This window comes from Microbulbifer maximicatervae (SeqCode) (assembly GCF_052467615.1).
This window is the reverse complement of the sequence record NZ_CP174319.1, coordinates 4,422,807-4,447,843: the sequence shown is the minus strand read 5'-3', so window position 1 is coordinate 4,447,843 and position 25,037 is coordinate 4,422,807. Positions and strand designations below refer to the sequence as shown.

The following is a 25,037-nucleotide window of genomic DNA, read 5'->3' as shown; positions in this document are numbered from 1 at the left end:
GTTTCAGAAATAAATATTCATGCCTGCGCCAAAAGCGCGGGCACACAAAATATGCTGGGTACCACTCGGCAAGCAGATAATTTTTGGACTCAAAAACGATGAATCAAATGAGCACTGAATTTAAAGATTACAAAATCGCAGACATTTCCCTGGCCGAGTGGGGGCGCCGTGAAATTGAAATTGCAGAAGGTGAAATGCCGGCACTGATGACCCTGCGTGAGAAATACCGCGCAGAGCAGCCGCTGGCGGGTGCCCGTATCATGGGCTGTATCCACATGACAATCCAGACTGCAGTGCTGATTGAAACTCTGGTCGCACTGGGGGCTGAAGTTCGCTGGTCCTCCTGTAATATTTTCTCCACCCAGGACCACGCCGCTGCTGCCATTGCTGCGCGCGGAATCCCCGTATTTGCCTGGAAAGGTGAAACTGAAGAAGAATACGAGTGGTGCCTTGAGCGCACTATTGGTGCCGATGTTGCCGGCTGGCAACCCAATATTATTTTGGATGACGGTGGCGACCTCACCGAATTGCTGCACCGCGAATACCCGCAACTTCTCGATGCTTGCCACGGTGTGAGTGAAGAGACCACCACTGGCGTACACCGCCTGCAGGATATGCTGCGCGAAGGCACCCTGAAGATTCCTGCGATCAACGTCAATGACGCTGTGACCAAGAGCAAGAACGACAACAAATATGGCTGTCGCCACAGTCTCAACGACGCCATCAAGCGCGCCACTGACCACTTGCTCTCTGGTAAGCGAGCGCTGGTTATTGGTTACGGCGACGTAGGTAAAGGTTCCGCAGCATCCCTGCGCCAGGAAGGCATGATCGTACGAGTTTCTGAAGTGGACCCGATCTGTGCGATGCAGGCTTGTATGGACGGCTTCGAGCTGGTTTCCCCCTACATCGACGGCGTTAATACTGGTACCGCTGAGGGTATTAACAAACAGCTGCTGGCCAATACAGACCTGATCGTTACTACAACTGGCAACGTAAACGTTTGCGATGCCCACATGCTTTCCGCCCTGAAGAGTGGCGCGGTGGTTTGTAATATTGGTCACTTCGATAATGAAATCGACACCGCCTTTATGCGTGAAAACTGGGAGTGGCAGGAAGTTAAGCCGCAGGTACATAAGGTGGTTCGCAATAGCGAAACCAATGATCACTTGCTGCTGCTGTCTGAAGGCCGCCTGGTAAACCTCGGCAACGCTACTGGCCATCCGAGTCGCATCATGGATGGCTCTTTTGCCAACCAGGTTCTCGCCCAGATCCATTTGTTCAAAGAAAAGTTTGCTGACTTACCGGCAGATCAAAAAACTTCAGCGCTGTATGTAAAAGTGCTGCCTAAGCACCTGGATGAAGAAGTTGCACGCTATATGGTTGAGGGTTTTAGTGGTGTTATTACCCGTATGACCGAGCAACAAGCTAACTATATCGGTGTTTCAGTTGAAGGTCCGTTCAAACCTGAAAGTTATAAGTACTAATCACCCCTAACTAAAAGGTGCCGGTATCGCCGGCACCTGAATTGTGCGGGGTTGGAGAAATATAATGAAAGACTCCATTCGCATAAGTTTCGAATTTTTCCCTCCAAAAACGCCAGAGGGTCGCGAGAAGCTATACAAAACTCGCGAAGCGCTCCAGGCATTTAATCCTGAATTTTTTTCTGTTACCTATGGTGCTGGTGGCACCACGAGAGATACAACGTCGAGTATTGTGACCAATATGCGACGTGATGGTATTTCCATTGCCCCTCATTTATCGTTTGGTGGTGACAATGAAGAGACCATACTGGGTTTGTTAAATGAATATGAAGAGGCGGGAATTAATCGAATAGTTGCACTGCGTGGTGATATGCCATCGGGCATGGGGGCGGTGGCGCAACTGGTTTATGCGAATGAATTAGTCGCTTTTATTCGCCGACATACTGGTGATCAATTTCATCTTGAAGTAGCTGCATACCCTGAGATACACCCTGAGTCGAACAGCTATGATGATGATATACGTTATCTTAAAGGCAAGTTCGAGGCGGGGGCCAATAGTGCTCTTACCCAGTATTTCTATAATCCAGATTCTTATTTTTATTTCATTGATCAGTGTGAGAAGGCTGGCATAGACGCGCCTATTTACCCCGGTATTATGCCTATAGCTAATTTTGCTAACCTTGTGCGTTTCTCTCGCAATTGTGGTGCAGAAATCCCAAGATGGTTGGTTAAACGTATGGAAAGCTATCGTAATTCTGATGATATTCGAAAGCTTGGATTGGAAGTAGTGACTGATCTCTGCGAAACTTTGTTAGAGGGAGGAGCGCCAGGCCTGCACTTCTATACCATGAATCAGGCTGGTATGAGCGCTGAAATTTTAAGGGCGTTGAGCATTTCTTTAGAATAAAATATAGATTTAGGCCCGATAAAATTCGGGCAAAAATCTAAAAAACTATCAAAATACTAGAGGTCTTGAGGGCCTTATTTATCCTTAAAGTAAGAGATCATTGACTCAAACAGTTTATTTTGATGCTCGAAGAAAAAAGTATCTGAAAGCGATCTGCACCATCTAGTTCAATATATTTTGAGTCTTTACTATATATTTTTCTAGCGCCTTGCGGTATTTTTCGCGTGAATTGGTGGCGCGTACTGGTCTACACAGAAATGGATTAGTAGAAGTGGGATGTTTACATATTTTGCATGTTCCAGTAGCGAAATGCAGTCTACCCACATTTCGTACGTATACGATAGCGATATTAGTTCATTTGCATTAAGGTGGCTGGAACAGCTGCTCCAGCTATTGTGCAATGATGGATTTTATCTTTTCGACTTAAAATAATTTAATTATTTGAGACTAGGCTTTATCATCAATTGTAATGAGATCGGTTTCGTATATCTAAAAAAGAGGAGGCCACTAGATAATGAGTGGCCTCGTATCTACGAATTTATTTTTTTGCTAAATTACAATCCTCATTTAAGTAGCTAATCATTGACTCAAAAAGATCTTTTTGATGGTTAAAGAAAAGTGTATTTGAGAAATGATCGGCACCTTCTAGTACAAGGTACTTATAATCTTTTTCGTGCTTATCTAGGGCCTTTCTATACTTCTCTGCATGAATCAATGGTACGCGCTGATCTACACTTCCATGAATAATTAGCAAGGGAATATTTACATCGGCAGCGTGTTCTATCGGGGATATACTATCTCCCCACATGGTGAGCTGTTCCTCTTTCTGAGCTCCTCGCATACGATAGCGATAGTAATTCACTTGCATTTGAGGGTCTGAAACTGCTGCTCCAGCAATGGCACACTGGTATATTTGATCCTCTCTACTCGCAGCAATAAGAGCTGCATAACCACCATATGACCAACCAAAAATTGCCATTCGTTTAGGGTCTGCAAGTCCTTCATCGACTAAATAGAGCATCCCATCATCTTTGTCATCCTGCATTTTGTGGCCACCCTGACCGCCATCCTTAAATGCAGATTTGTAGTGCTCCATTCCATACCCCATTGAGCCTCGGTATTGTGGTTGGAGCACTAAGTAGCCGTTGTTAGCCAACATTTGCGCCCACTCGTCATAAATTACCACTTCGGATACAAAAGGTCCTCCATGTGGCATTACGACAGCAGGGAAAGGAGGTTCTCCATTTGGTATGGTCAGGTATGCAGGTATATTTTTACCATCACGGGATTTATACTCAATATAACGTACTTCTGAAAGCTGGTCTGCTTCGAGTAGAGGTTGGCGGCTACCAATTTTTCTCAGTTTTCCTTTATGTAATAAATAGAATGAACCGGGATCATGAGAACCAGTGTTTGTAATAATCAGAGAGTTTCCGGATCGATCTCTGCTAGTTATTCTTGTGAATTCTGAATTAGGTATAACTCCTTGTATTTGGTTGGCCATTGCAGAACTGATGGGGTCTAAATATTCAGTTTTCACCCCATCTTTATAGTAATATACACCCGCTATAGTATCTGGATTTGTCCATTTATTACTATGGTAAGTAACTCCAGCGATATCTACATCGTTTCTTAAGTATATTGCTTCAGAAAATTTCTTTTTGGCAATATTGAATTCCCAAAGGCCTACTTTATCTTTTCCGTTATTTGCTCTTACGAAAAAAATTTCTGGATTTTTTTCGTCGAAGCCATTTACTTCAAATGTCTCAAAACTGTCTTCACTAAGCCTATAAATTTCTTGCCATTCTTTTTTATTTGTTACTCTTTCATACCAAACATATTCACCCTCGGAAATATCAAAGCCCCTAGCTAGCCAGGGGTTTCCCTTCCCATCAAATTCTACCGCCCCTAGAGCAAGCTTTCCGCGCAAAATAAGTTTTTTACTTCCAGTTTTTAGATCTAATTCATAATATGTTTGTGGTCTAAATGCCTCTTTTATCTTATTGTTATCCCCGCCCGGAAAAAATGAATATATAATTTTATTTTTCTTTTCTGGTAGTAGATGCTCTACTCTTGCCCCCATGTGATCATATTTTTTCAATTTTTTCTTTTTAATATCCAGAGATGCAATAATTCCTTCATAGACCCCCTGGTTAAATCCATCGATTTTTTTTCTGACTTGTTGTCGGAGGTTCATGATTATTACGTCATTTGAGGCCCAATAGAATCGTGTGATTTCCATTGGGTCAGAATTGACTCTATAGGGCGTTTTCTCCATTGAATTTGTATCATAGATTTCAATTATTGGAGATCCGTCCTTAGTTGGTATTTTAATTAATGCCAGGTGCTTTCCGTCAGGAGATATTTCTACATTTCTTATTACATCTCGAAGTGCCCAATACTCTAGAGGGTAGGGGGAGTTGGCCTGAGAGACCGATGAAAATAAGAGTGTTGTTAGTAGTGAGAAATATATACAAATATTGTAATTAAGTTTATTCATCTGGTGTTTACTCGAAATACAAATAAAAAAGGCCCGCATAGCGGGCCTAAAAAACTAAAGCAAATTAGAAATTCATTTGCATATTCATAAATATGGTGCGGCCCTGTAAATCATAGCCATAACCAATTGGTGAATTGTTGATGGATAGAATTTCGTCGCCATCTACTTCAGGAGGTGCTTCATTAAATATGTTGTTAACACCAATGCCTGCTGTCCAGGTGTCTGCGTAATAATATAGTGATGCATTATGAACTATGTAATCATCAGCATAACCAACATCACGACAGTCAGTACCACCATTCGCTTCACCAATACAGGTATCAGAGCTATAACCTGTTTCATTGGTATCATAGATATCACTAAACTCATCCAAATATAATGCGTTTTGCTCTACAGAGCTGATATAGCGTGAGCTCCAGGTGAAGCGGAAATCATCATATTCTGCTTGTAGCTGACTGCTGCCAGTCCACTTAGCATAACCAAATCCACCGGAGTAGTCTTCAAAGTCCTCAATGCCTTGATCATTGATGTAGGTAAATGATCTTTCCAGCATGCGGTTAACATTAATGCTGGCAGATAGCTCGATAGGAGCGCCAAAGATTGTTACTGGTTGCTCATAGCGGATGTTATAGTCGATGCCTCTGGACACCTCTATATCGCGATTAATAAAGCCAGCATCAATAGAAGTTATAAAGCCTTCGTCATTGCGCTCTATCAGACCACAGAATGAGCTTTGAACTGCACTTGTATAACAGTCGTTTACAAGATATTGATGAGATGGCTCAACAATTGCGTTCTCAATTTCAATATCATAATAAGTCATGCCAATAGTTAGACCAAAGGCATCAAAGAAAGGCTGCTCCCAAGAGAATCCAAGCGTATAAGACTCAGAAGTTTCGGCTTCTAGCTCCAGTGAGCCACCTGAAATAATTTCAGATGAATAGGTGGCAAGGCCGTTATTGTCTAGTGCCGTGGGGTCCACACCATTAGCAATACAATTTGCCAGAACTTCTGGTGCGCGTGTATCCAAGTCAGCGTTATAGCCGTTACCAGTTACGTTATCAATTGCTGCCTCTGGAATAACACAGGGGTCTGTAACGTCATTAAACCCTGTTTGTCCTTTGAGGAAGTTCTCGCGTAAGTTTGGAGCGCGGTATGAAGTACCAAAAGTACCCCGTAAGAGCAAGGAGTTAACAGGGCGATACCCTAACTTAACAGATTCTGTCCAGTCGCCGCCATAGTACTCATCATCGGTGAAACGAGCAGACAAATTAGCTGTAAGCTCTTCAGCCATGAATTTACCCGCTAGCAAAGGAATTTCTAACTCTGCGTAAGCTTCACGAGTATCTTTGTGACCGGTAGCACCCTTATCAGATGTATAGCCAAAGAATAAACCCTCAGCTGCTACATCGTTCGGAATTGACTTAATACGGTCATTACGGAACTCAAGTCCGAGAACCAAAGCCATATCGCCAGCTGGAAGGCTTAAAATATTACCTGATGCAAAGGCGGATAAAATAGTCTGATAGTACTCGGTACGGAACTTCCGCTCTCCAAATACGTAATCTCTTTCTTCTTGGGTAGCAAAATCCCCAATAACCCCGTCGTATAGTGAACCTGCATAGAGGTTAACGGGTACGCAGCCATCAGTGCCATCACCACAAATATAGTTTCCAGGATTATTTGGATCTTCTACAGTTGTGTTCAATGAATGCATCAAGCGGTCTTCACGTATCCCCCAAGTCGTGGATCTACCATCGGACTTACTAAATGAAGCATAAGTTTCAAACGACCAGTCTGACATAGTGCCAATATTAAGCATTGGCAGGTCTCCACGAAGACCGGTCACAAAACGAAGGCTTTCCAGGCTTACTTCAGTTTTATTTCTGTCTCCACGCACCGCAACGATAGGCGTTGTTGACTGAGCACCGAGTGCACCATTTAAAAGACCAAAGTCACTTGGTGAGCCACCGTAGTATGCAGCAAAGTCGTCTACGATATTTGGGTTAGTAAGTAGGGCATCATAAGCTAGGCCGCAGTCAACTCCATTTACCCCATCAGGATTACAGATGTTGTAGGGATTCTCAGCTGGAACATCAGGGAATAGTTGGGAGGCTCCAGTATTAACAAAGGTATTTCTTTGAGAGTATAGGGTTTCAAAAAATGGAGTAAGGTTCATTTCTCCATCGAAAGTGTACTCACCGAAGGCCATGAAGCTTGCACGATCTTGTTCTGGGTAGAGATGTGCAAAGTTTTCGCGACCGTTCAAGCTATAGTCCAGGAAGGAAACGTCAGTAACGCCATCCCCATTGCCATCAGCCCCTACTGCATAAAGGTTAGACTCAGAGAAGTTACTCCAACCTCCATTGCTTTGGCCTGGTGTATAGTAGATGCTGCCTGCACCCGGTACACTTACACGACCGGCGAGAAGCCCGACATTACAGCCGCCTTGCCAGTCCATTCCATAATTAGTGCTGTAATAAGCATCACTTTTATAGATGTTTCCGTCACGACCTACTTCAATATTCTGTTCACAACCTGATGTCCATTCACGATCAGCATAAGTAACAGCATCGCTTTCGAAATATTCAGCACCGAAGCCTATAAAACCGCGATCGTAATTTTTACCCCAGCTAAGGCTGAAAGTGTTTTCTTCGCCGCTGTCCTGGGTAGGATTAGTCGAGAAAAACTCGAAATCAAAGCCATCAAAATCTTTCTTCAGGATGACATTTGTTACACCGGCAACCGCATCTGAGCCATAAACAGAGGAGGCGCCATCAAGCAACATGTCATATTGCTGAACTAAGGAAGAGGGGATCAGATTTAAGTCTGGAGCACTAGGAGCACCACCTACACCTGAAGGGGCTAAGCGTCTACCATTGAGCAAGACAAGGGTACGTCCAGAACCAAGGCCTCTAAGGCTTACAGTTGATGAACCTGGCCCGTTATCAAGTACATACCCAGAAAAAGTTAAGTCAATTTGCTGGCCTGAAGCGGCCTGACTGTTTTGCAAGATAGACGAAGCATCAATTAAGCCCGCTGCTCTAGTCCCTTCTGTATCAATAATCTGAAGGGGGGACACACTGGAAAAGGTATCACGAGAGATACGTGATCCAGTAACCATAACCTCTTCAACTTCATTCTGAGAACTGGACTCTGCAATTTCAACTTCTTTTGCAGAAACATCTTCTTGAGTTAACTTATCTTCCCCCTCTTGAGCAAAACTTGGAAATGCTGTTAAAGAAAAAGTACCAGCGATTGCTAGACTTAAAAAGCTCTTTTTAAACTTGTGTTCCACTTAACCCTCCAAAGAAACGTGCCTAATATTTTAAATATAATGTTGTGACTTTTTTGCCACTTATTATTAGTGGAGGATAGATATTAACTGTTAGATTCGATAGTCTCGAGTAGTTTAATATAAATTAAACAAAACAAACTAAGCATCATTTACTTTACCTTTCGGTGAAATATTTATCACTAATTTGCCGGTCCGAATAGGATGGATTTCCTGTTTTTTTGACCTTCATAGTGTTTTTTTAACGGAAAGAACGTTCTTTTTGATCTACCCGGCAGTTTTTTTGTGCCAAGTTGACTGTTAATTGATCTGTTTTTGGCAGCAGTACTAGGACAAAATAGGATATTGATTCTTTTCTGACATTTGTGACTGTTGTAGATTCTCTTTCGTCAGACTTTTGCATAGAGAAGCATCTCTTGAGATTAAAGAGTATCCAGTTAAAAACGGGGAGTAATTGGCTTGGGTATAATTCTTTATTATATTTGAATATAACATCTACTTTCTGAAAGTAACTGTATTGCATATTAAGTCTTCCAATTCTCTAAGCAGAAGAAAGACTCTTTTAACTGGCTATGAACTTAATTTATTGAGGGTATTAGGTACGAATAATGCGGGATTATAATCCTCCAGCAGACCCGTTTATTTCAGTGCTGTATAAGGATGAAGCACTACTCATCTTAGAAAAACCCAGTGGACTTCTTAGTGTTCCGGGAAGGAGTGCTGATCACCAAGACAGTTTGGCCAGCCGAGCGCAAGCACAATATCCAGATGCACTCACTGTTCATAGACTGGATATGGATACTTCAGGACTAATCGTAATGGCGCGCAGTGTTGAGGTACATAAGGCGCTGAGTACTTTATTTCAAAATCGTAAGGTTGAGAAAACCTACTATGCGCGAGTATGGGGTGTACCGGAAAATGCAAATGGTGAAGTGAATTTACCCCTTATTTGTGACTGGCCAAATAGGCCAAGGCAAAAAGTAGATTTTGCCGAGGGCAAGCCATCTCTAACCCGCTGGGAGAAAGTCTCCAGCTCTGAAAACAGTAGTTTGATTCGACTTATGCCAGTTACTGGACGCTCTCACCAACTCCGGGTGCATATGCAGGCAATAGGACATCCAATATTGGGGGACCCTTTTTATGCCCACCCTGGTGCGTTGAAGGGGGCTTCGAGGCTACTGTTACATGCTAGCGAGCTGAAATTTTCTCATCCTGTAAGTGGAGAAGCTTTGCATTTTACTAGCGAGTTGCCCGGAGAGTTTTTAATTGAATAATATGGCAAGAGGGGCTGTCAGAGGGATATAACAAGGGCGGCCATTTGGCCGCCCTTTTTATCGGTTATTTTTTATTCTTCATCGCCGCCATCAAAATATCACCCATGCTACCACGGCCATTACCTTGACCCCCTTTCTGGGAGCGGTTGCCCTGCTGCTTATTGTAGCGCTGGGCTTGGCGGTTTTCGCGCTGGTCACCCTTTTTGATACCGCCACTACCCTGCTCACCAGGCTCGTCAGATAAGCGCATGGAAAGGCCAATACGTTTGCGGGCAACGTCCACTTCCATCACTTTAACTTTGACAATATCACCGGCTTTTACGACTTCGTGAGGGTCTTTAACGAACTTCTCTGAAAGTGCAGAGATATGTACCAGGCCATCCTGGTGAACACCGATATCCACAAAAGCCCCGAAGTTGGTGACGTTGGTGACTGTCCCCTCGAGTACCATTGCCGGGCGCAGGTCTTTAATTTCCTCTACGCCCTCTTCAAATTTGGCCGTGCGGAATTCCGGGCGCGGGTCGCGACCAGGTTTTTCCAGTTCGGTGATAATATCGGTAACGGTAGGTACACCGAATTTTTCGTCGGTATAGTCTGCCGGATTCAGTCGGCGCAGGAAGCCTGAGTCGCCGATAAGGCTGTTAATTTCACGGCTATTTTTCTCGGCAATGCGTTTAACCACGATATAGGACTCGGGGTGCACCCCGGATTTATCCAGCGGATTTTCACCGTTATTAATACGCAGGAAGCCGGCGGCCTGTTCAAATGCCTTGGGCCCTAAGCGCGGAACTTCCATCAGTTGCTTGCGATTTTTGAAAGCGCCGTTCTGGTCGCGGTAGCTGACAATATTGTTGGCAATAGATGCAGTCAGGCCGGAAACCCGAGCCAGCAGCGGTGCAGAGGCGGAGTTCAGCTCAGCGCCGACACCGTTTACACAGTCCTCAACCACGGCGTCCAGTGAGCGGGCCAGTTGAGTCTGGGAAACGTCGTGCTGATACTGGCCAACACCAATGGATTTGGGTTCGATTTTCACCAATTCTGCCAGCGGGTCCTGCAGGCGGCGGGCGATGGAGATAGCTCCACGGATAGTCACATCAAGATCTGGGAATTCCCGCGCAGCAAATTCAGAGGCGGAGTAAACGGAAGCACCGGCTTCGTTAACCACAACTTTTTGAGCCGTCAGCTTATATTGCTTAATAGTTTCCCCGACGAATTTGTCGGTCTCGCGGCTGGCGGTGCCGTTGCCAATGGCGATCAGGCCCACATTGTATTTATTACACAGGGCGGCAATAACCGCTGCAGACTCCTGATGACGATTCTGTGGCGGGTTGGGGAAGATAGCGGTGTGATCGAGTATCTTGCCAGTGGCATCGACTACGGCGACTTTGACCCCGGTGCGCAGACCCGGGTCCAGGCCGATGGTGGCCTTTTGCCCGGCCGGAGCTGCCAGTAGCAGGTCTTTCAGGTTGCGGGAGAATACCTTGATGGCTTCCTCTTCTGCCTTCTCGCGCAGTTCACCCATCAGGTCAGTTTCCAGTGCGGTCAGAAGCTTGATTCGCCAGGTCCAGCGCACTACTTCGCCGAGCCATTTGTCTGCAGGACGACCTTCATCGGTGATATCCACATGGCGGGCGATCATGGCTTCGCAGGGGTGGCTGGAGGTTGGGGAGGTCCCCTCTTCTTCGGCGAGGCCCACACTGATGGCGAGCACGCCCTCGTTGCGGCCGCGGAAAATAGCCAGGGCGCGGTGGGAGGGCACCTTGGACCAATCTTCGGCGTATTCAAAATAGTCGCGGAACTTGGCCCCTTCCTCTTCTTTGCCTTCGAGCAGTTTGGATTTCACCTGTCCGTCGCGCTTGAGGAATTCACGCAGCTTGCCCAGCAGCTCGGCGTCTTCGGCAAAGCGCTCCATCAGGATAAATTTGGCTCCATCCAGAGCGGCTTTGATGTCTTTGACGTGAAGGGAGGCGTCTTCGTTGTCGGTATTGAGGTATTGCTCTGCTTCAGCTGCAGGGTCGAGGGAGGGGTTGTTGGTCAGTGCATCGGCCAGTGGCTCCAGTCCAGCCTCAATGGCGATTTGTCCTTTGGTGCGGCGCTTGGGTTTGTAGGGGAGGTAGAGGTCTTCGAGGCGGTTCTTGGTGTCGGCACTGTTGATTTGTTGTGACAACTCCGGGGTCAGCTTGCCCTGCTCATCGATACTTTTCAGGATGGCAGCGCGGCGCTCTTCCAGTTCGCGCAGATAGCGCAGCCGATCTTCCAGGGTGCGCAGCTGGGTGTCGTCCAGGGCCCCTGTCACCTCTTTCCGGTAGCGCGCAATAAATGGGACTGTGGCTCCTTCATCGAGCAGGGATACTGCGGCGGTAACCTGTTGTGGTCTGACATTGAGTTCTTCGGCGATGCGAACGTTGATATCCAGCATTTGATGTTTACATCCGTTTTCCGGGAAATTTCGTACCGTTAAGGGCGATGTTGGACCAGTAAGTAGCCTTTCAGTTTCCGTGGTATTTGGCGGGTAAACGAGAGGGCCCTTACAGGAGTAATTTGGGGTCGGCATTATGCGTTACCCGAGCGCAGCGAGGAAGGTTTGCGGCAGGACACAAAGTTGTGCGGCAGTCTGCATCCAAATTGCCTCTTATGTGCGTCGAACTCCAGTAGAATGCGTACTAACTAAAATTTGACCAATTCAGGTCAGGGAACGGGGTAGAGGGTACCTGTGAAAGTCTCGAGTAAAAACAAGCTGTTATTCATTGTATTGTTAGTCGGGGTGGCTGTTATTGCTGCGGTGGTTGTATTGAAGCCGAAGCCGGAGGAAAAACCGCCAGAGGTGGTGGTACCGCCAATGGCCGATGTTCTCTATATAGAACCCCGTCGCCAGACACTATTGGTACCCAGCCAGGGAACCGTTCATGCCCGCCATGAAATCGATGTGATCGCGCGAGTTGGCGGTGTGATCGAAAGCGTGGATGAGGCATTTGTTCCCGGTGGCTTCTTCAATAAAGACGCCCGTTTATTACAGCTTGAGCAAGCAGACTATCGCTACCAGGTCACTCGCGCAGAATCGCAACTGGCAAATGCCAAGTCCGCCCTGGCTCAGGAGCAGGGCCATGCCAAGCAAGCTAAGCGCGAGTGGCGTGACCTGGGATCTGAAGCGGCCAATGCCCTGTTCCTGCGCAAACCCCATCTCGAAGCTGCCCAGGCTGCAGTGGAAGCCGCGAGAGCTGACCGCGACCAGGCCAAGCTGGATTTGGAGCGCACATCACTCAAAGCCCCCTTTGCAGGTCGTGTAGTTGAGACTTTTGTCGACCTGGGACAGTACATTACCCCCGGCACCCCTCTGGCAAAAATTCACAGCACCGGTATCGCTGAAGTCCGCCTCCCTCTGACCGACCAGCAACTGGCGTTGCTCGATCTTCCCCTGGGTAAAACTATTGAGAATGGCCCCGCTGTGCGTCTGAAAGCTGTTGTAGCTGGACGTGAACACGAGTGGCGTGCGCAATTGGTACGAACCGAAGCGAGTATTGATCCCAACAGCCGCTTTATTTTTGCTGTTGCCCAGGTGCAGAAGCCCTATGAAGGGGATGTACCGCTGATGAATGGCCTGTTTGTTGAGGCGGATATTGCCGGTAGAACCTTTGATGATGTTGTGGAGCTGCCCCGTCAGGCACTACATGAAGGAGATCACTTGTTGGTGCTGAATGACGAGAGCCAGCTGATCTACAAAACTGTTGAGCTGTTACAAACCATCGGTGACAGAATCTGGCTCCGCGGGGATATTGCTATGGGTGACCGAGTGATTGTTTCAAGCTTGGGCTACTCCCGTGAGGGTATGGTACTTACCGCTAACCCCCTCAATGAGCGGCCAGCGGGCCTGGGGAGTCTTCCTGAGGATTCAGCAGATCCCTCTACAGTATCCGCTGCTGGTGATGCCGGTGGTGTTAGCAATGCTTCCCAGGGAGGCAAGTGATGAGCGGAATCATCCCGTGGTTTGCGCGCAATAGCAAAGCCGCAAACCTGCTGATGATTATGATAATCATCGGCGGAATCTTTGGCCTTATGAGTATCGACCGGGAGGTGTTTCCCACGCTGCAGCTGGGGATTGTAGAGGTTAATATCTCTTACCCCGGCGCCGGTCCGGCAGAGGTGGAGCAGCAGGTAACCGTTCGGGTTGAGGAGGCTATCTCCGAAGTAAAGGGTATTAAGGAGGTAAATTCTGCTTCCCGACGGGGTAGTGCCTCTATTGAAATCCAGGCGATGGATGGCTACGACGAGCTGCGATTGCTCAACGATATTAAGGTTCAGGTGGATAGTATCAACACCTTTCCCGACGGTATTGAGCGTCCCGTTATTCGCTTGATTGAAGCCAACGCTGAGTTAATGATGATCGCCATCGGTGGGCCAGTTTCTGAGCGTCAGCTCAAGGAAACCACCCTGGATTTGCGCGATAAGCTCAACCTGATTTCCGGTGTGCGCAGAGTTGATGTTTGGGGTGATCGACCAGACGAGTTATCCATTGAAGTTTCCGAGCTGGATTTACGCCGTTACAACCTGAGCTTTAACCAGGTTGCCGACGCGGTGCGCCGCTCCTCCCTGGATTTGCCTGCCGGTATGGTGCGCTCGGATCGCGGTGATATTCAGGTGCAAACTCGTGGCCAGGCCTATACCGCTGAAGACTTCGAGCGTATCCCCGTAGTTAGCCGTGCCGATGGCTCTGTATTGTTGCTGCGCGATGTAGCGACAGTGCGCGATGGCTTTGAGGAATATAACAACGTCATCCGCTTTAATGGCAATCCTGCCATGAACCTCCGCATTATTCAGGGCGAGCCCCTGGATGTGGTGAAAACTGCAGAGCGAATCAAAGATTTCCTGGAAGAGACTCGCGAGCAATTGCCTCCGGGCATGGAACTGGATGTCTGGTTCGACTTCTCCAAGGCATTTGAAGGCCGCATGAATCTGCTGACTACCAATGCCCTGAGCGGTTTTGCCATGGTGTTTGTCATGCTGATGCTGTTCCTGCGCCCGGCACTGGCCATGTGGGTAACCGTGGGCATTGTTGTCGCTTTCCTGGGTGCTTTCTGGCTGTTGCCGGTGACCGGCGTCAGCCTAAATATGCTGTCACTGTTCGCCTTCCTGTTAATACTCGGGATTGTGGTGGACGATGCCATCATTGTGGGGGAGGCAGTGCATGCTGCCCACGATAGAGGTGAATCTGGCTTAGCTGCAGCTGAGCAAGGGGTGAAGCAGGTAGCTTCCCCGGTAATTTTCGCCGTGACCTCCACCATGGTGTTCTTTATCCCCATGCTGTTTCTACCCGGCATTACTGCACAGATGATGCTGGCCTTGCCGGTGGTGGTACTGCTGTGTCTGGTCTTCTCCCTGGTGGAATCCCTGTTGATCCTGCCGGCTCACTTGGTGGGCATGAAGCCAGAGAAACCTGCCAAATCGACTTTGGGAATTAAATTACAAAACGTACGTAGAAGTTTTGCCGGTGCGATGAAGACGGCCGGAGATAAGTACTACCTACCTTTGCTGGAAAAGTCCCTTAGCAATAGCCGCACCACAGTGATGAGCTTTATGTTGGCACTGGGTTTGTCGATCGCTGTTTTCCAGAGTGGTTATGTGGGCTCTTCATTCTCACCCCAGGTCCCCTCTGATTTATTGCAATTGCGAATTTCTATGGCCTCAGGTGAACCCTTCAGTGAAGCTGAACGGGTAATGGAGCAGGTACTCACTGCCGCTGATAAGTTGGAAACCGATGAGGGAATGCTGGAGCAGAACAAGGGTGAGTCTTTCTTGCAAAACTCCCTGGTTTTCAATTGGCGTGGCAATATTTATGTAACCTTGCAGCTTACCGATGGAGAGATGCGCGATGTCACCTCCGAGTCTCTAGCGTTGCGCTGGCGCGAATTGATTGGCGAGCTGCCGGCTAGCGTCGAGGACATGAATATTGATGCGAGCATCAACAATAGCAGTAATGGTATGAGCCTGAACCTGAGCACTGCCTCAGGGGATATGGGTGAACTGCGCGCTGCTGCTGATTTGGTTAAGGAAAAACTGGATAGTTATGTCGGTGTCTACGATGTGCGGGATAACCTGACCAGTGCCCGTCGCGATATTGAGATCCAGCTGAAACCCTATGCCACTACGATGGGTATTAACTTGGCAGACGTGGCCAGGCAGGTTCGTCAGGGTTTCTACGGTGAGGAGGTTCAACGTATCCCACGTGGTCGTGAGGATGTTCGCGTAATGGTTCGCTACCCCATGGAGGAGCGCGCCAGCGAAGAGCAGATGGACCGCATCCGTATTCGTACCAACGATGGGGAAGTACCCTTCTCAGCGGTGGCCGAGGCAGTTTACGTGCCGGGCTATACCACGATTCGCCGCAACGATCGCGAGCGCACCGTGCGGGTATTTGCCGAAATAACGCCGAATACTTCCAGCGCGCAGGATATCCTTAAGGATATGCGCGAGACCCTGGTACCTGAGCTGGAGCGCCAGTTCCCCGGTTTCTCCCTGAGAACCGCTGGGGAAATGCAGGAAGAGGAAGAGTTTAACGGTGCTATCCTGGCCTTCTTCGTATTGTCCCTGTTCGGCATTTATGCGCTGCTGGCGATTGCTTTCCGCTCCTACTCTCAGCCGCTGCTGATCCTTACTGCTGTGCCGTTTGGGTTCTTCGGTGCTTTAGTTGGCCACCTGTTGATGGGACACAACATCAGCATTATGTCGATGCTCGGCTTCCTCGCAGCGGCGGGCGTGGTTGTGAACGACAACCTGGTATTGATGGATCGTATTAATCAGCTGCGCGCTCAGGGTATGGCGGTGATGGATGCGGTAGTACACGCGGGCCGGGATCGTTTCCGCCCGATTATCCTGACCTCGATTACTACCTTTATCGGTCTGGTACCGATTATGTTCGAACGTTCAATCCAGGCCCAGTTCCTGATCCCGATGGTGATCAGCCTGGCATTCGGTGTACTGTTTGCAACGGCAGTGACTTTGATCTTGGTTCCCAACCTGTACAAAGTTATTGAGAAGTTACGCCCGAAGCACAAAGTTGCAGTAGAAGACGATACCCCGGTCTCATTGGAGACTGTGTAGCGCAGGTATTCAGGCGCAGTGGTGGATCGCCTTCACCATTGCGCCTTTGGGGTATAAATGCCTAAACTAACTGCCAGCAAAATGCCGACATTCCTGTCGGCTTTTTTATGGTGTTTGAATAGGATTCTCCCATGCGCATCCCGCGTATTTTTTCCAAGCAGCCTCTGGCTTCCGATCAAGAAGTAGACCTGGATGAGCTGGCTTCCCGTCACCTGGTAAAAGTACTTCGCTTGAATGCGGGCCACCCTTTAGTTCTTTTTGACGGCAATGGTGGTGAGTATACGGCGGAGTTGATCGAGACCGGCAAACGAGCGCGCGCACGCACGGGAGAGTACTGCGCAGGGGATCGCCAGTCACCGTTGGCACTGACCCTGGCGATCGGTATTTCTCGTGGCGATCGCTTCGATTGGGTGATTCAGAAAGCCACTGAGCTGGGAGTGGCGGCGATACAGCCGCTGTTTACCGAACGTTGTGAAGTGAAGCTGTCCGGGGACCGCTTACAGAAAAAACTGGGTCACTGGCGCCAGATTGCTATCAGTGCCTGTGAGCAGTGTGAGCGCAACCGGGTGCCGGAGATTGCCGAACCGATAAAGCTGGCGCAGTATTTACAGAGTGAATCTGCTGAAGCTGAGCCCCAAGCCAAGTTGGTATTGCATCACCGCACCGAGCTGGATTTGCGCCAATGGCAGGCGGAGCGCGGTACACCGGAGTCCGCCCTGCTACTGGTAGGTCCAGAAGGCGGGCTATCGCAGGTGGAAATCGATGCGGCACTGGCGCAGGATTTTATGCCTCTGCGCTTGGGACCAAGGGTGATGCGCACTGAGACAGCGCCGATAGCAGCATTGTCGGTATTGCAATTTCAATGGGGTGACTTGTAGTCGCTGAAGGAATGGACTCGAGAGTATTCAGGGAGAGAAGAGCATGATAAAAGCATTTATCTGGTTGTTGGGCATTGTCATCGTTGTGTTATCACTGGCGATTATTGCCAAGCCGAAACTGGCACAAAGCCTCAGCGAACGGCTTAACGAAACCGGATATGCCCTCTCCGCCTGGGCGCGAATTATTATTGGCCTGATCCTGTTACTAATTGCAGACACTCGCCACTGGTATATTTTGTTCAATGCCCTCGGCGTACTGGTGCTATTGAGTGGTGCCTATATGCTGCAAATTGGTTTTGAGCGGGGCAAAGAATTAGCGGTTAAAATTTCCCGTGGCAATGAAAATTTCCTGCGTATTAGCGGCGTCATCGGTGTCATCCTCGGCCTGATGCTGCTCTCTGCGCGTTAACGATGTAGGTTCCCATGTCTTCTACCGATTTAATTATTTTTGACTGTGATGGTGTGCTGGTAGACAGCGAGAGCATCGTCTGTCGCATATTGGCAGAAGAAATGAATCGCCTGGGCTTGCAGACCACCGCCGAGGAACTGGACGAGCAATTCAGCGGTCGCCCGGCCAGGGACTGCTTGGTGGAAATCGAGAAGCGCTTTGGCGGACCACTACCGGATAATTATTTTGGCAATACGGAGCGGCGTATCCGCGAGGCTTTCCAGCAGGAATTACAGCCGGTTGTGGGTATTGAAGGCCTGCTCGACCAACTGCAACAGCTGGGTCTGCGCAGCTGCGTGGCCTCCTCGGGCTCTCACCAGAAAATGCAGCTGACACTGAATAAGACCGGCTTGTACGATTATTTCGACGGGCGTATTTTCAGTGCCGACGATGTATCCCGGGGCAAGCCCTGGCCAGAGCTGTTCCTGCACGCGGCAGATGCCATGGGGGTGGCACCGGAGCGCTGTCTAGTGGTGGAGGACTCCATTGCCGGTGTCTCTGCGGCCGTCTCTGCAGGTATGCGCGTGGTTGGCTACAGCGCTCACCCAGTGCGGGGCCCCCAGCTGGAACAGCAGGGTGCCCGGGTAGTCACAGATATGATGGCAGTTCTCAACTTTATTTAATGGCCACAGCGGCCGGGGCTTCCGGTTGATCAGCGCTTTTGCTGTTCTACACTGAATTTGACGTCGAGAAACCGGAAGCTGTACCTATGGCGGGTAAATTCTTGTCTGCCAATTGCCTATTCTTATTGGCCTTTACTCTGGTGGGCTGTGACCAGTCCGAATCCCCAAAGAAATATACGCTCGAGCCTGTCGATGGAATACAGTCAGGTGACAGTGAGAAGACTGCCCGAGAAGCGGCCCCCTTTGCCGATGAGCTGGTGAGGTTTTTACGGGGAAATAATCGCTCCATCGGAGACACGTTCCGCCTGCGCCTGGAGTTCGATCCCGGTGGTTTTGCCCCCCGCATAGAAACCATTGCCGATCTGGAAGCCTTGCTGGTGATCATGCGCGATTTTTCAGAGATGCGAATTTCCATTGAGGGGCATACAGACAGTGGCGGCGATGCGAGGAAGAATCTCAGCCTGTCCCAGCGCAGAGCGGATTGGGTAAAGCATTTCCTGATAGAGCGGGGCGTCTCCGCTGACCGTATGGAAGCCCAGGGCTACGGCGATACTGATCCGATTGCGGATAATGAGACAGAGAAAGGCAAGCGGGAGAACCGCCGCCTGATGATCCGGGTACTAAATTTTGATCGTGTTCCCAGCAAACTGCCGAGGCGCTAACCCCGAACAGCTTGCAGGTGAAGAGCTAGCTTAGGATAGTGTCTCAGCTAGAGGCATTACCCAGTTCCTCACTGGAATTTACCGGCGCCTTTGGGGCTTGGTTGGAAAATATTTTCTTCATCAACTTTCCGGTTTGACGCAATCCAATAATACTCTGCGCTGTGAGCATACCGGAGATCATCGCACCGGCTACGCCGCAGCTCATCACATCCTGCCCTGTAAGGTAGAGCCCTTTGACCCGGCTTTTGGGTCTCAGCCAGGATTGCTCAAAGCGGTTGGGATCGTGATCCAGTCCGTAGATCTCTCCCCGTGGGTAGAAGCAGAAATAATCCGTGGATAACGGGGTTGAAAGCTCGTAGTAATCGATTTCCCCACGCAACTGCGGCATATGCTTATACAAATGCTCCAGCAGGCGCTGGCTAAATGCCTCCTTCAGGTCCTCGTAATCATCTCCCCGCTTGCCCCAAGGCTTGTCGTGCCACTGGGCAAACCAATCGTAGTTGGCTGGTGCCACAATTTCGATAGTGGCGCGGCCCGGGTAGCGCTGAGTAAAGGTGGGGTCTTTCGCAGACGGGAACGAAATATAGACTAGCGGTATTTCCTTATCCTGATCGTCGATAAAGGCCTGCATATCCTCTTCGTACTGATCGCTGGAATAGATCCAGTAATTGGTCTTGGGCAGGTTTAATTCTTCCGCTGTTTTCTCCAAGCCAATATACAGACACAGGTGAGACATGGAGCGGTTGACGGTGTCCAGGTCGCGGATATATCCCATGCGCTCACTGGTACTGCGCGGTAACAGCTTCTCGAAGGTATTAAATACCCCTGCGCCGGAGACAACTAATGGCGCTTCGATTTCATGTCCGTCAGACATTCTTACACCGCGAACCTGATCTCCATTCATCAGGATGGTTTCCACCTTGGCATAGGTAAATACATCTCCACCACTGGCCTGGATTTGGGGAATAATCGTTTCGGAGATTTTGCTGGCGCCGCCGACAGGATAGTAACCGCCATAGAGATAATGTTTGGCGATCAGGGCGTGAATAATAAAGCTGCCCTCGGATGGGGTCATGCCATTATCACCCCACTGCCCTGTCAGCACAGAGATCAGCTTTTCATTGCTGGTGATTCCACTGAGAACTTCGCGGGTGGTTTTATTGAGCCAGGCGGGTTCGCGCAGTTTTCTCCACAGGCGAATAAAAGGTCCACACCAGGAGGGCAGCATTTTTTCCATTGCCAGTCGCTGCATGGCTTTGGCAACCACATTCAGCCGCTGCAGGTACTCCTCGATATTCGCGCGCTCATCGGGGAAGTGGCTGACCAACTCATCGATAAATTGCTGGCGGCCGGCTTTCAGGTCGTATTGTTTATCGCCAATACAGATGCGGTCATAGGTGCTGTCCATTGGCGCCCAGTGCAACTGGTTATTGGAAATAAAGTCGAAGATCTTGCGGGTCATGGTGGGGTGTTCGCCCACATCGCCGATATAGTGGACGCCGACATCCCACTCATAACCATTGCGGTCATAGGCGTGGGTGTATCCCCCGGCAGTGTAGTGTTGCTCAAGGACAAGGGCTTTCTTGCCCATGGCACTGAGCATCGCAGCACAAGTCAGACCGCCAATGCCTGAGCCAATGATAATGGCGTCGTAATTGCCTTCTAGGCGGCTCGGGCGATAGCGCCGACCAATACGCAGCCGGCTTGGTTTTGGGGCACTGCGCTTCTTCTCAGGGGTCTCTGTCATGATGGCCTCGCCACTATTGTTTTTATTCCTCAACCATAGCGCCCCCTATCGAGCTATGCAATAAGTTGCATATTAATATTCTGTATATCTATTGTGCACCTTTATATATCGCGTATACAATTTGTATATAAAGCATATCAAGGTAATAGTTATGGGCATCGTCAAGATATCCGATGAGCTACACGATGAGATTCGCAAGGCCAGTACGGTGATGGCCCGTTCAATTAATTCCCAGGCGGAGTACTGGATCAAGATTGGGATGCTGGCGGAGCTGAACCCGGAATTAAGCTACAGCGACTTGTGTAAGAAGTTGTTGCGCAATCAGGCATTAACCCTGGAAGAGCTGACACGTGAGTGAAATAAAAATAAAGACTCCGGATGAGCAGGAGTTAATGCGCCAATCGGGTCAATTGTTGAGCCGTGTATTTGCCATGCTGGACTCCTTTATTGAACCGGGGGTCTCGACAATGCAAATTAATGAGCGGGTAGAAGAATTTATTGTCAATGAACTCAATGCCCGCCCCGCCAGCAAGGGGCAATATGATTATCCCTACGCCCTGAACACCTCAGTCAATGAAGTAGTCTGTCACGGCATGCCGAGCGATAAGCAGCTACTGCGGGAGGGAGATATCATCAATGTGGATATTACCCTGGAGAAATCTGGCTATATTGCGGATTCCAGCAAAATGTATAGCATCGGTACCGTGACCCCTATTGCCAGAAAACTGGTAACCACCTGCTATGAAGCTATGTGGGCCGGTATTGCCACGGTAAAGCCGGGAGTTACTTTTGGTGATATCGGCAATGCAATCCAGCGCCATACCGAGCGCAACGGATTCAGTGTCGTACGGGAATATTGTGGTCATGGTATTGGCCGGGAAATGCACGAGGCCCCGCAGGTTCTTCACTTTGGGCGGCCTGGTTCCGGTGAAGTTTTGCAGGAGGGAATGACATTTACCATTGAGCCCATGATCAATCAGGGAAATCGTAAAACTAAACTTAAGAAAGATGGCTGGACTGTAGTAACTAAGGATAAAAAGCTATCGGCTCAATGGGAGCATACGATTTTGGTAACCGGTGACGGCTATGAAGTGTTAACGCTTAGGGATGAAGAGAGATCTTCTAAGATTAAATAGCGGCCAATTAGTGATTGTTAGGTAGATAGCAATGGGTAGTGAGACACTTTATATTTTCGCTACCCACTGTTTTCAATAGATATTTTAATCCAGGCATGCAGGTTCTGCTGCGGTAAACGTGTTAAAGACCCAAGTATTGGTGCCGCTGCAATCGCCCGGATCGGTATCATCTTCCAAATCGTAAGGTGAGTTATTGAGAGAGGTATTTCGAACAATCTTGTTAAATTCACTACCCTCAACAAAGATACCGATACCTCCTTCGCCATTACTCTCTACGGTATTTTGAGTTACTAGAGTATTTGAGGAAAGCCTAATCGGAATACCTAAACCAGAATTTCCTGAGACGTTATTTAGTGAGATGGTAGAAAAATCAGCATTGTCAGATTCATCTCCTTCCCCTACGGCAATACCATCATTTAATCCGTTGGTCACTATATTAGAGAAGACATTGGTAAATTGCCCATTTACTTCGATTCCCTGATTGCCACTTCCACTTATCTCATTAAAACTAATATTGTTAAAGGATCCTCTTAATTCAATGCCCGAGTTATCAATACCCGTTATGGTATTTCGAGTTACGGTATTAGTGTTACCATTTAATTCTATGCCATCGCCGCGATCGCTGTTGGTGATAATATTTTCCCTGGCAATACTGTTATTGGATTCTATGTAGATGGCATCGAATATCGTATCAATGATTTCCATAGAATAAATACTGTGTGAGCCTTCCCCTTCCGCATTGACCCCGTCTCGACAGGCCGCAATGATCCCACCATATACCTGGGCTCCAATACCAGTTAACAGTATTCCGGCCTGCCCCGTTGCCTCTTCATCATCACAGGTAAGCTGAAAGCCGTCCATATTCAGGCTTCCACTAGGACCCTCTATGGTTAAAGCGACTTCATTTTGTTCCGTTATCACACAGAGCAAATCCCTATCCAGAGTGGTTGGTGTTGTAATAATATCTCCACAGTCAATAGCCCAAACAGAAAATGGACTCAATAATCCTGAAAATAAAACTGTTGCGTAAATGTTACGTATTTTCATTATGTGTACCTTTTAAGTGGAGAGTATTCCTATGACATTCGTTATGTTCCAATTGCGAATTTATAGGAATTAATTCCACTTTTGTAATATATAATTGGAATCTATTTTCTTTTTTATATCAGAATTTTAGATTTGTTTATTTTTTTGTTTGGTGGCTGGCGCGCCAATTATTTATGTCGAATTCCTAAGGAAAGTATTGCGTTCGTGTAATGGTGACAGTGACGTCAGTCTTCTGTTTCCTTGACAGGTTCACGTCAAATGAAGATATACTGTATTTTTGTACAGTATTGTAGGTGTTTAATTATGCGCCCCAGATTTATAGTTTTTGATAGTGAACCGATTCGTATCTGCCGCTATAGGTCCAGTTATGACAATCGCCCTATGTACGCGATTAGTATTTTGAACTATGAAAAGTACGTACGTCGGTTTTCTGTTGCTGTGGGAGTGGATTTGCGCAAGGAATTGGAGTTAACCTTGTGCCAGATGAGAGGGATCGAGAGTAATTTAAGGTGGCTGTCCGAATATACTGAAAAAACCAGTTCAGCGGGATAAGTGGGAGGCTCTGGATGTGTAGTGTCTTTGATGTCAGTGATCATGCGGGTATGGAGCGCTTTCTCGATACCTATGGTATTCGGGGTGCCGGACATATGATTTACGGTAGACGCCGGAGGCCCACCCAGCAGGTGTCTATTGTAACTACACGGAATGGTGCTGCTGAAATAGAAAATGCCATTTGGCATCTCTACCTTGAGAGGCATGGTGATACTTGGCGGCCCCATAAAAAATACTGGTCCATTAACAGTAATTGGAAAAAACTGGACTCCAGGCCGGAATATCGCAAGTCCCGCTGCTTAATTCCCGCTACAGCCTGGGTGGAAAGCCAAGGTGGCAAGCACCCGGTGGAATTCAGTTATGGTGAGCCTTTTTTCTTTTGTGGTTTGTATAAAATCTGGGGAAATTTACTCAGTTGCTCAATCATTACTTTGGACTCCCACCCAGCCACTAAGCGCTACCATGAAAAGTCACTTCCCATGATTGCGCCCAATCGCCCAGATTTTGTAGCGTCCTGGTTAAATTGTTCGGGGGTGACAGAAGATTTTAGCCCTTTCTTAAAACCATCCATTGAGTACTCGGGGAAAATATTGACAGCCCACCCTTTGCTGCGGGCAACTTCGACTGAGTATATCGATGATCCTATCCCCGTAATTGGATAATTATTTACTTTTTGATACAGAGCAATCTAAATTATATTTCCTGCGCAGCGTATCAATTAGCTTCTGCCTTGAACTTATACTTCTTTCGTGAGGCGCAAAATATGCGCTGGTTTCATCTAGAAGATCTACAAAGCGATTAAGCCGATGTATTTGTTTTTGGTTTAAATTATCTTGAGCAAGAAGTGCATTGATTTCTGTGCTAGCCAGCTCCTTTGCTGCTATATCTTCTGGCAGGCCACTGCGAGTACATAATCCATAAGTCCCCTCAATAAAGTGTTGCCATTCCTCTTCGATATGTTGAGAAATTCCGGATGAAAATTTTGGGTTGCTGGATTCGTATCTTAAATTTTGCAATTGAGCTATTTTAGCCATATATCGATCACCAAAGCACTGGTAAATAGAGTTAAAGTCTTGCTTAGCCTCTATGATACCAATCCAGCTGGCGTAGCCTTTTGCAAAGTACTCAACTGCCTGTTTTTCGGAGTGGGGTCCAAAAAAGGATTCACACTCCCATTGAATATTAAGCTTATAAGAGGGCTTTGGCATAACACCCTCATCCTGGTAGCGCTGCAATTGTAGTTCGCTGATTTGAGTAGCCTGAATAAGCTGTTCTTTGGTTAGGAAGTGTTTATCCAGATAATTAAGCAATTTCACTGAATGTGCTCCAAGGTAGAAATCGAATGAAATTCTAGCGCCTGGAGCACTTAATACTTCGATGTGAGCCGAAGCA

General features: G+C 48.0%; 19 protein-coding genes. 13 read left to right on the top strand and 6 right to left on the bottom strand.

The window, feature by feature from the left end; genetic code table 11:
• Positions 1-107: 107 nt before the first annotated feature.
• Both ahcY and metF read left to right on the top strand, forming a co-directional pair.
• Positions 108-1,484, top strand: a complete 1,377-nt coding sequence (gene ahcY / locus ACJJIM_RS19580; RefSeq protein ID WP_369974263.1) for an adenosylhomocysteinase — start codon at positions 108-110, stop codon at positions 1,482-1,484.
• A gap of 64 nt (positions 1,485-1,548) precedes the next feature.
• Positions 1,549-2,388 (top strand): methylenetetrahydrofolate reductase [NAD(P)H], encoded by an 840-nt coding sequence (gene metF / locus ACJJIM_RS19575; RefSeq protein WP_413663783.1) that lies wholly within the window; start codon positions 1,549-1,551, stop codon positions 2,386-2,388.
• A 538-nt stretch (positions 2,389-2,926) separates the two neighbouring features.
• Here metF and ACJJIM_RS19570 read toward each other — a convergent pair.
• Together ACJJIM_RS19570 and ACJJIM_RS19565 are read right to left on the bottom strand one after the other, a co-directional pair.
• Positions 2,927-4,888: an alpha/beta hydrolase family protein gene (locus ACJJIM_RS19570; protein WP_413663782.1), complete on the bottom strand. Its 1,962-nt coding sequence runs from the start codon at positions 4,886-4,888 to the stop codon at positions 2,927-2,929.
• Between the two features lie 64 nt (positions 4,889-4,952).
• Positions 4,953-8,186, bottom strand: coding sequence for a TonB-dependent receptor domain-containing protein (locus ACJJIM_RS19565; RefSeq protein ID WP_413663781.1), 3,234 nt, complete (start codon positions 8,184-8,186; stop codon positions 4,953-4,955).
• A 605-nt stretch (positions 8,187-8,791) separates the two neighbouring features.
• On the opposite strand from ACJJIM_RS19565, the gene ACJJIM_RS19560 reads away from it, so the two are divergent.
• A complete protein-coding gene (locus ACJJIM_RS19560; RefSeq protein WP_444911789.1) occupies positions 8,792-9,457 on the top strand; it encodes a pseudouridine synthase in 666 nt (221 codons plus the stop codon).
• 64 nt (positions 9,458-9,521) lie between these two features.
• Here ACJJIM_RS19560 and ACJJIM_RS19555 read toward each other — a convergent pair whose 3' ends face one another.
• Positions 9,522-11,876 carry a Tex family protein gene (locus ACJJIM_RS19555; RefSeq protein WP_444913407.1) on the bottom strand — a complete coding sequence of 785 codons (2,355 nt, stop codon included), beginning with the start codon at positions 11,874-11,876 and terminating at the stop codon, positions 9,522-9,524.
• 294 nt (positions 11,877-12,170) lie between these two features.
• Between ACJJIM_RS19555 and ACJJIM_RS19550 the strand changes: the two genes are divergently transcribed.
• The 6 genes from ACJJIM_RS19550 to ACJJIM_RS19525 all read left to right on the top strand — a co-directional run bounded on the left by ACJJIM_RS19550 (position 12,171) and on the right by ACJJIM_RS19525 (position 19,163).
• Entirely contained in the window at positions 12,171-13,421 is a 1,251-nt protein-coding gene (locus ACJJIM_RS19550) for an efflux RND transporter periplasmic adaptor subunit (protein WP_444911788.1), read from the top strand.
• Entirely contained in the window at positions 13,421-16,552 is a 3,132-nt protein-coding gene (locus ACJJIM_RS19545) for an efflux RND transporter permease subunit (RefSeq protein ID WP_444911787.1), read from the top strand. Before ACJJIM_RS19550 ends, ACJJIM_RS19545 begins: the two co-directional genes overlap by 1 nt.
• Before the next feature lie 131 nt (positions 16,553-16,683).
• Positions 16,684-17,430 (top strand): 16S rRNA (uracil(1498)-N(3))-methyltransferase, encoded by a 747-nt coding sequence (locus ACJJIM_RS19540; protein ID WP_444911786.1) that lies wholly within the window; start codon positions 16,684-16,686, stop codon positions 17,428-17,430.
• A gap of 43 nt (positions 17,431-17,473) precedes the next feature.
• A complete protein-coding gene (locus ACJJIM_RS19535; protein ID WP_282930692.1) occupies positions 17,474-17,839 on the top strand; it encodes a hypothetical protein in 366 nt (121 codons plus the stop codon).
• Positions 17,840-17,853: 14 nt separating this feature from the next.
• Positions 17,854-18,501, top strand: coding sequence for an HAD family hydrolase (locus ACJJIM_RS19530; RefSeq protein WP_282930693.1), 648 nt, complete (start codon positions 17,854-17,856; stop codon positions 18,499-18,501).
• Positions 18,502-18,587: 86 nt separating this feature from the next.
• Positions 18,588-19,163 carry an OmpA family protein gene (locus ACJJIM_RS19525; protein ID WP_413663775.1) on the top strand — a complete coding sequence of 192 codons (576 nt, stop codon included), beginning with the start codon at positions 18,588-18,590 and terminating at the stop codon, positions 19,161-19,163.
• 43 nt (positions 19,164-19,206) lie between these two features.
• Here ACJJIM_RS19525 and ACJJIM_RS19520 read toward each other — a convergent pair whose 3' ends face one another.
• On the bottom strand, positions 19,207-20,910 hold the full coding sequence (locus ACJJIM_RS19520) for a phytoene desaturase family protein (RefSeq protein ID WP_413663774.1): 1,704 nt from the start codon (positions 20,908-20,910) through the stop codon (positions 19,207-19,209).
• A 151-nt stretch (positions 20,911-21,061) separates the two neighbouring features.
• Here ACJJIM_RS19520 and ACJJIM_RS19515 point away from each other — a divergent pair, with 151 nt between their 5' ends.
• Together ACJJIM_RS19515 and map are read left to right on the top strand one after the other, a co-directional pair.
• Positions 21,062-21,268, top strand: a complete 207-nt coding sequence (locus ACJJIM_RS19515) for a ParD-like family protein (protein WP_413663773.1) — start codon at positions 21,062-21,064, stop codon at positions 21,266-21,268.
• On the top strand, positions 21,261-22,046 hold the full coding sequence (map, locus tag ACJJIM_RS19510; protein ID WP_444892341.1) for a type I methionyl aminopeptidase: 786 nt from the start codon (positions 21,261-21,263) through the stop codon (positions 22,044-22,046). The genes ACJJIM_RS19515 and map overlap by 8 nt, the downstream gene beginning before the upstream one ends.
• Before the next feature lie 84 nt (positions 22,047-22,130).
• On the opposite strand, the gene ACJJIM_RS19505 is transcribed toward map, so the two are convergent.
• A complete protein-coding gene (locus ACJJIM_RS19505; protein WP_444911785.1) occupies positions 22,131-23,093 on the bottom strand; it encodes a right-handed parallel beta-helix repeat-containing protein in 963 nt (320 codons plus the stop codon).
• Positions 23,094-23,396: 303 nt separating this feature from the next.
• Between ACJJIM_RS19505 and ACJJIM_RS19500 the strand changes: the two genes are divergently transcribed.
• Positions 23,397-23,645 carry a hypothetical protein gene (locus ACJJIM_RS19500; protein WP_444911784.1) on the top strand — a complete coding sequence of 83 codons (249 nt, stop codon included), beginning with the start codon at positions 23,397-23,399 and terminating at the stop codon, positions 23,643-23,645.
• Between the two features lie 14 nt (positions 23,646-23,659).
• A complete protein-coding gene (locus tag ACJJIM_RS19495) occupies positions 23,660-24,307 on the top strand; it encodes an SOS response-associated peptidase family protein (protein WP_444911783.1) in 648 nt (215 codons plus the stop codon).
• Here ACJJIM_RS19495 and ACJJIM_RS19490 read toward each other — a convergent pair whose 3' ends face one another.
• A complete protein-coding gene (locus ACJJIM_RS19490; protein ID WP_444911782.1) occupies positions 24,308-24,961 on the bottom strand; it encodes a DUF6058 family natural product biosynthesis protein in 654 nt (217 codons plus the stop codon). It abuts the gene before it with no gap.
• Positions 24,962-25,037 lie beyond the last annotated feature (76 nt).

What these genes read in the sequence shown, in the direction of transcription:
- ACJJIM_RS19515 (WP_413663773.1), top strand. Translation starts at nt 21,062, where the DNA reads ATGGGCATCGTCAAGATATCCGATGAGCTACACGATGAGATTCGCAAG.
- ACJJIM_RS19535 (WP_282930692.1), top strand. Translation starts at nt 17,474, where the DNA reads ATGATAAAAGCATTTATCTGGTTGTTGGGCATTGTCATCGTTGTGTTA.
- ahcY (WP_369974263.1), top strand. Translation starts at nt 108, where the DNA reads ATGAGCACTGAATTTAAAGATTACAAAATCGCAGACATTTCCCTGGCC.
- ACJJIM_RS19530 (WP_282930693.1), top strand. Translation starts at nt 17,854, where the DNA reads ATGTCTTCTACCGATTTAATTATTTTTGACTGTGATGGTGTGCTGGTA.
- ACJJIM_RS19500 (WP_444911784.1), top strand. Translation starts at nt 23,397, where the DNA reads ATGCGCCCCAGATTTATAGTTTTTGATAGTGAACCGATTCGTATCTGC.
- ACJJIM_RS19505 (WP_444911785.1), bottom strand. Translation starts at nt 23,093, where the DNA reads ATGAAAATACGTAACATTTACGCAACAGTTTTATTTTCAGGATTATTG.
- ACJJIM_RS19525 (WP_413663775.1), top strand. Translation starts at nt 18,588, where the DNA reads ATGGCGGGTAAATTCTTGTCTGCCAATTGCCTATTCTTATTGGCCTTT.
- ACJJIM_RS19520 (WP_413663774.1), bottom strand. Translation starts at nt 20,910, where the DNA reads ATGACAGAGACCCCTGAGAAGAAGCGCAGTGCCCCAAAACCAAGCCGG.
- ACJJIM_RS19560 (WP_444911789.1), top strand. Translation starts at nt 8,792, where the DNA reads ATGCGGGATTATAATCCTCCAGCAGACCCGTTTATTTCAGTGCTGTAT.
- ACJJIM_RS19495 (WP_444911783.1), top strand. Translation starts at nt 23,660, where the DNA reads ATGTGTAGTGTCTTTGATGTCAGTGATCATGCGGGTATGGAGCGCTTT.
- ACJJIM_RS19545 (WP_444911787.1), top strand. Translation starts at nt 13,421, where the DNA reads ATGAGCGGAATCATCCCGTGGTTTGCGCGCAATAGCAAAGCCGCAAAC.
- ACJJIM_RS19540 (WP_444911786.1), top strand. Translation starts at nt 16,684, where the DNA reads ATGCGCATCCCGCGTATTTTTTCCAAGCAGCCTCTGGCTTCCGATCAA.
- metF (WP_413663783.1), top strand. Translation starts at nt 1,549, where the DNA reads ATGAAAGACTCCATTCGCATAAGTTTCGAATTTTTCCCTCCAAAAACG.
- ACJJIM_RS19570 (WP_413663782.1), bottom strand. Translation starts at nt 4,888, where the DNA reads ATGAATAAACTTAATTACAATATTTGTATATATTTCTCACTACTAACA.
- ACJJIM_RS19555 (WP_444913407.1), bottom strand. Translation starts at nt 11,876, where the DNA reads ATGCTGGATATCAACGTTCGCATCGCCGAAGAACTCAATGTCAGACCA.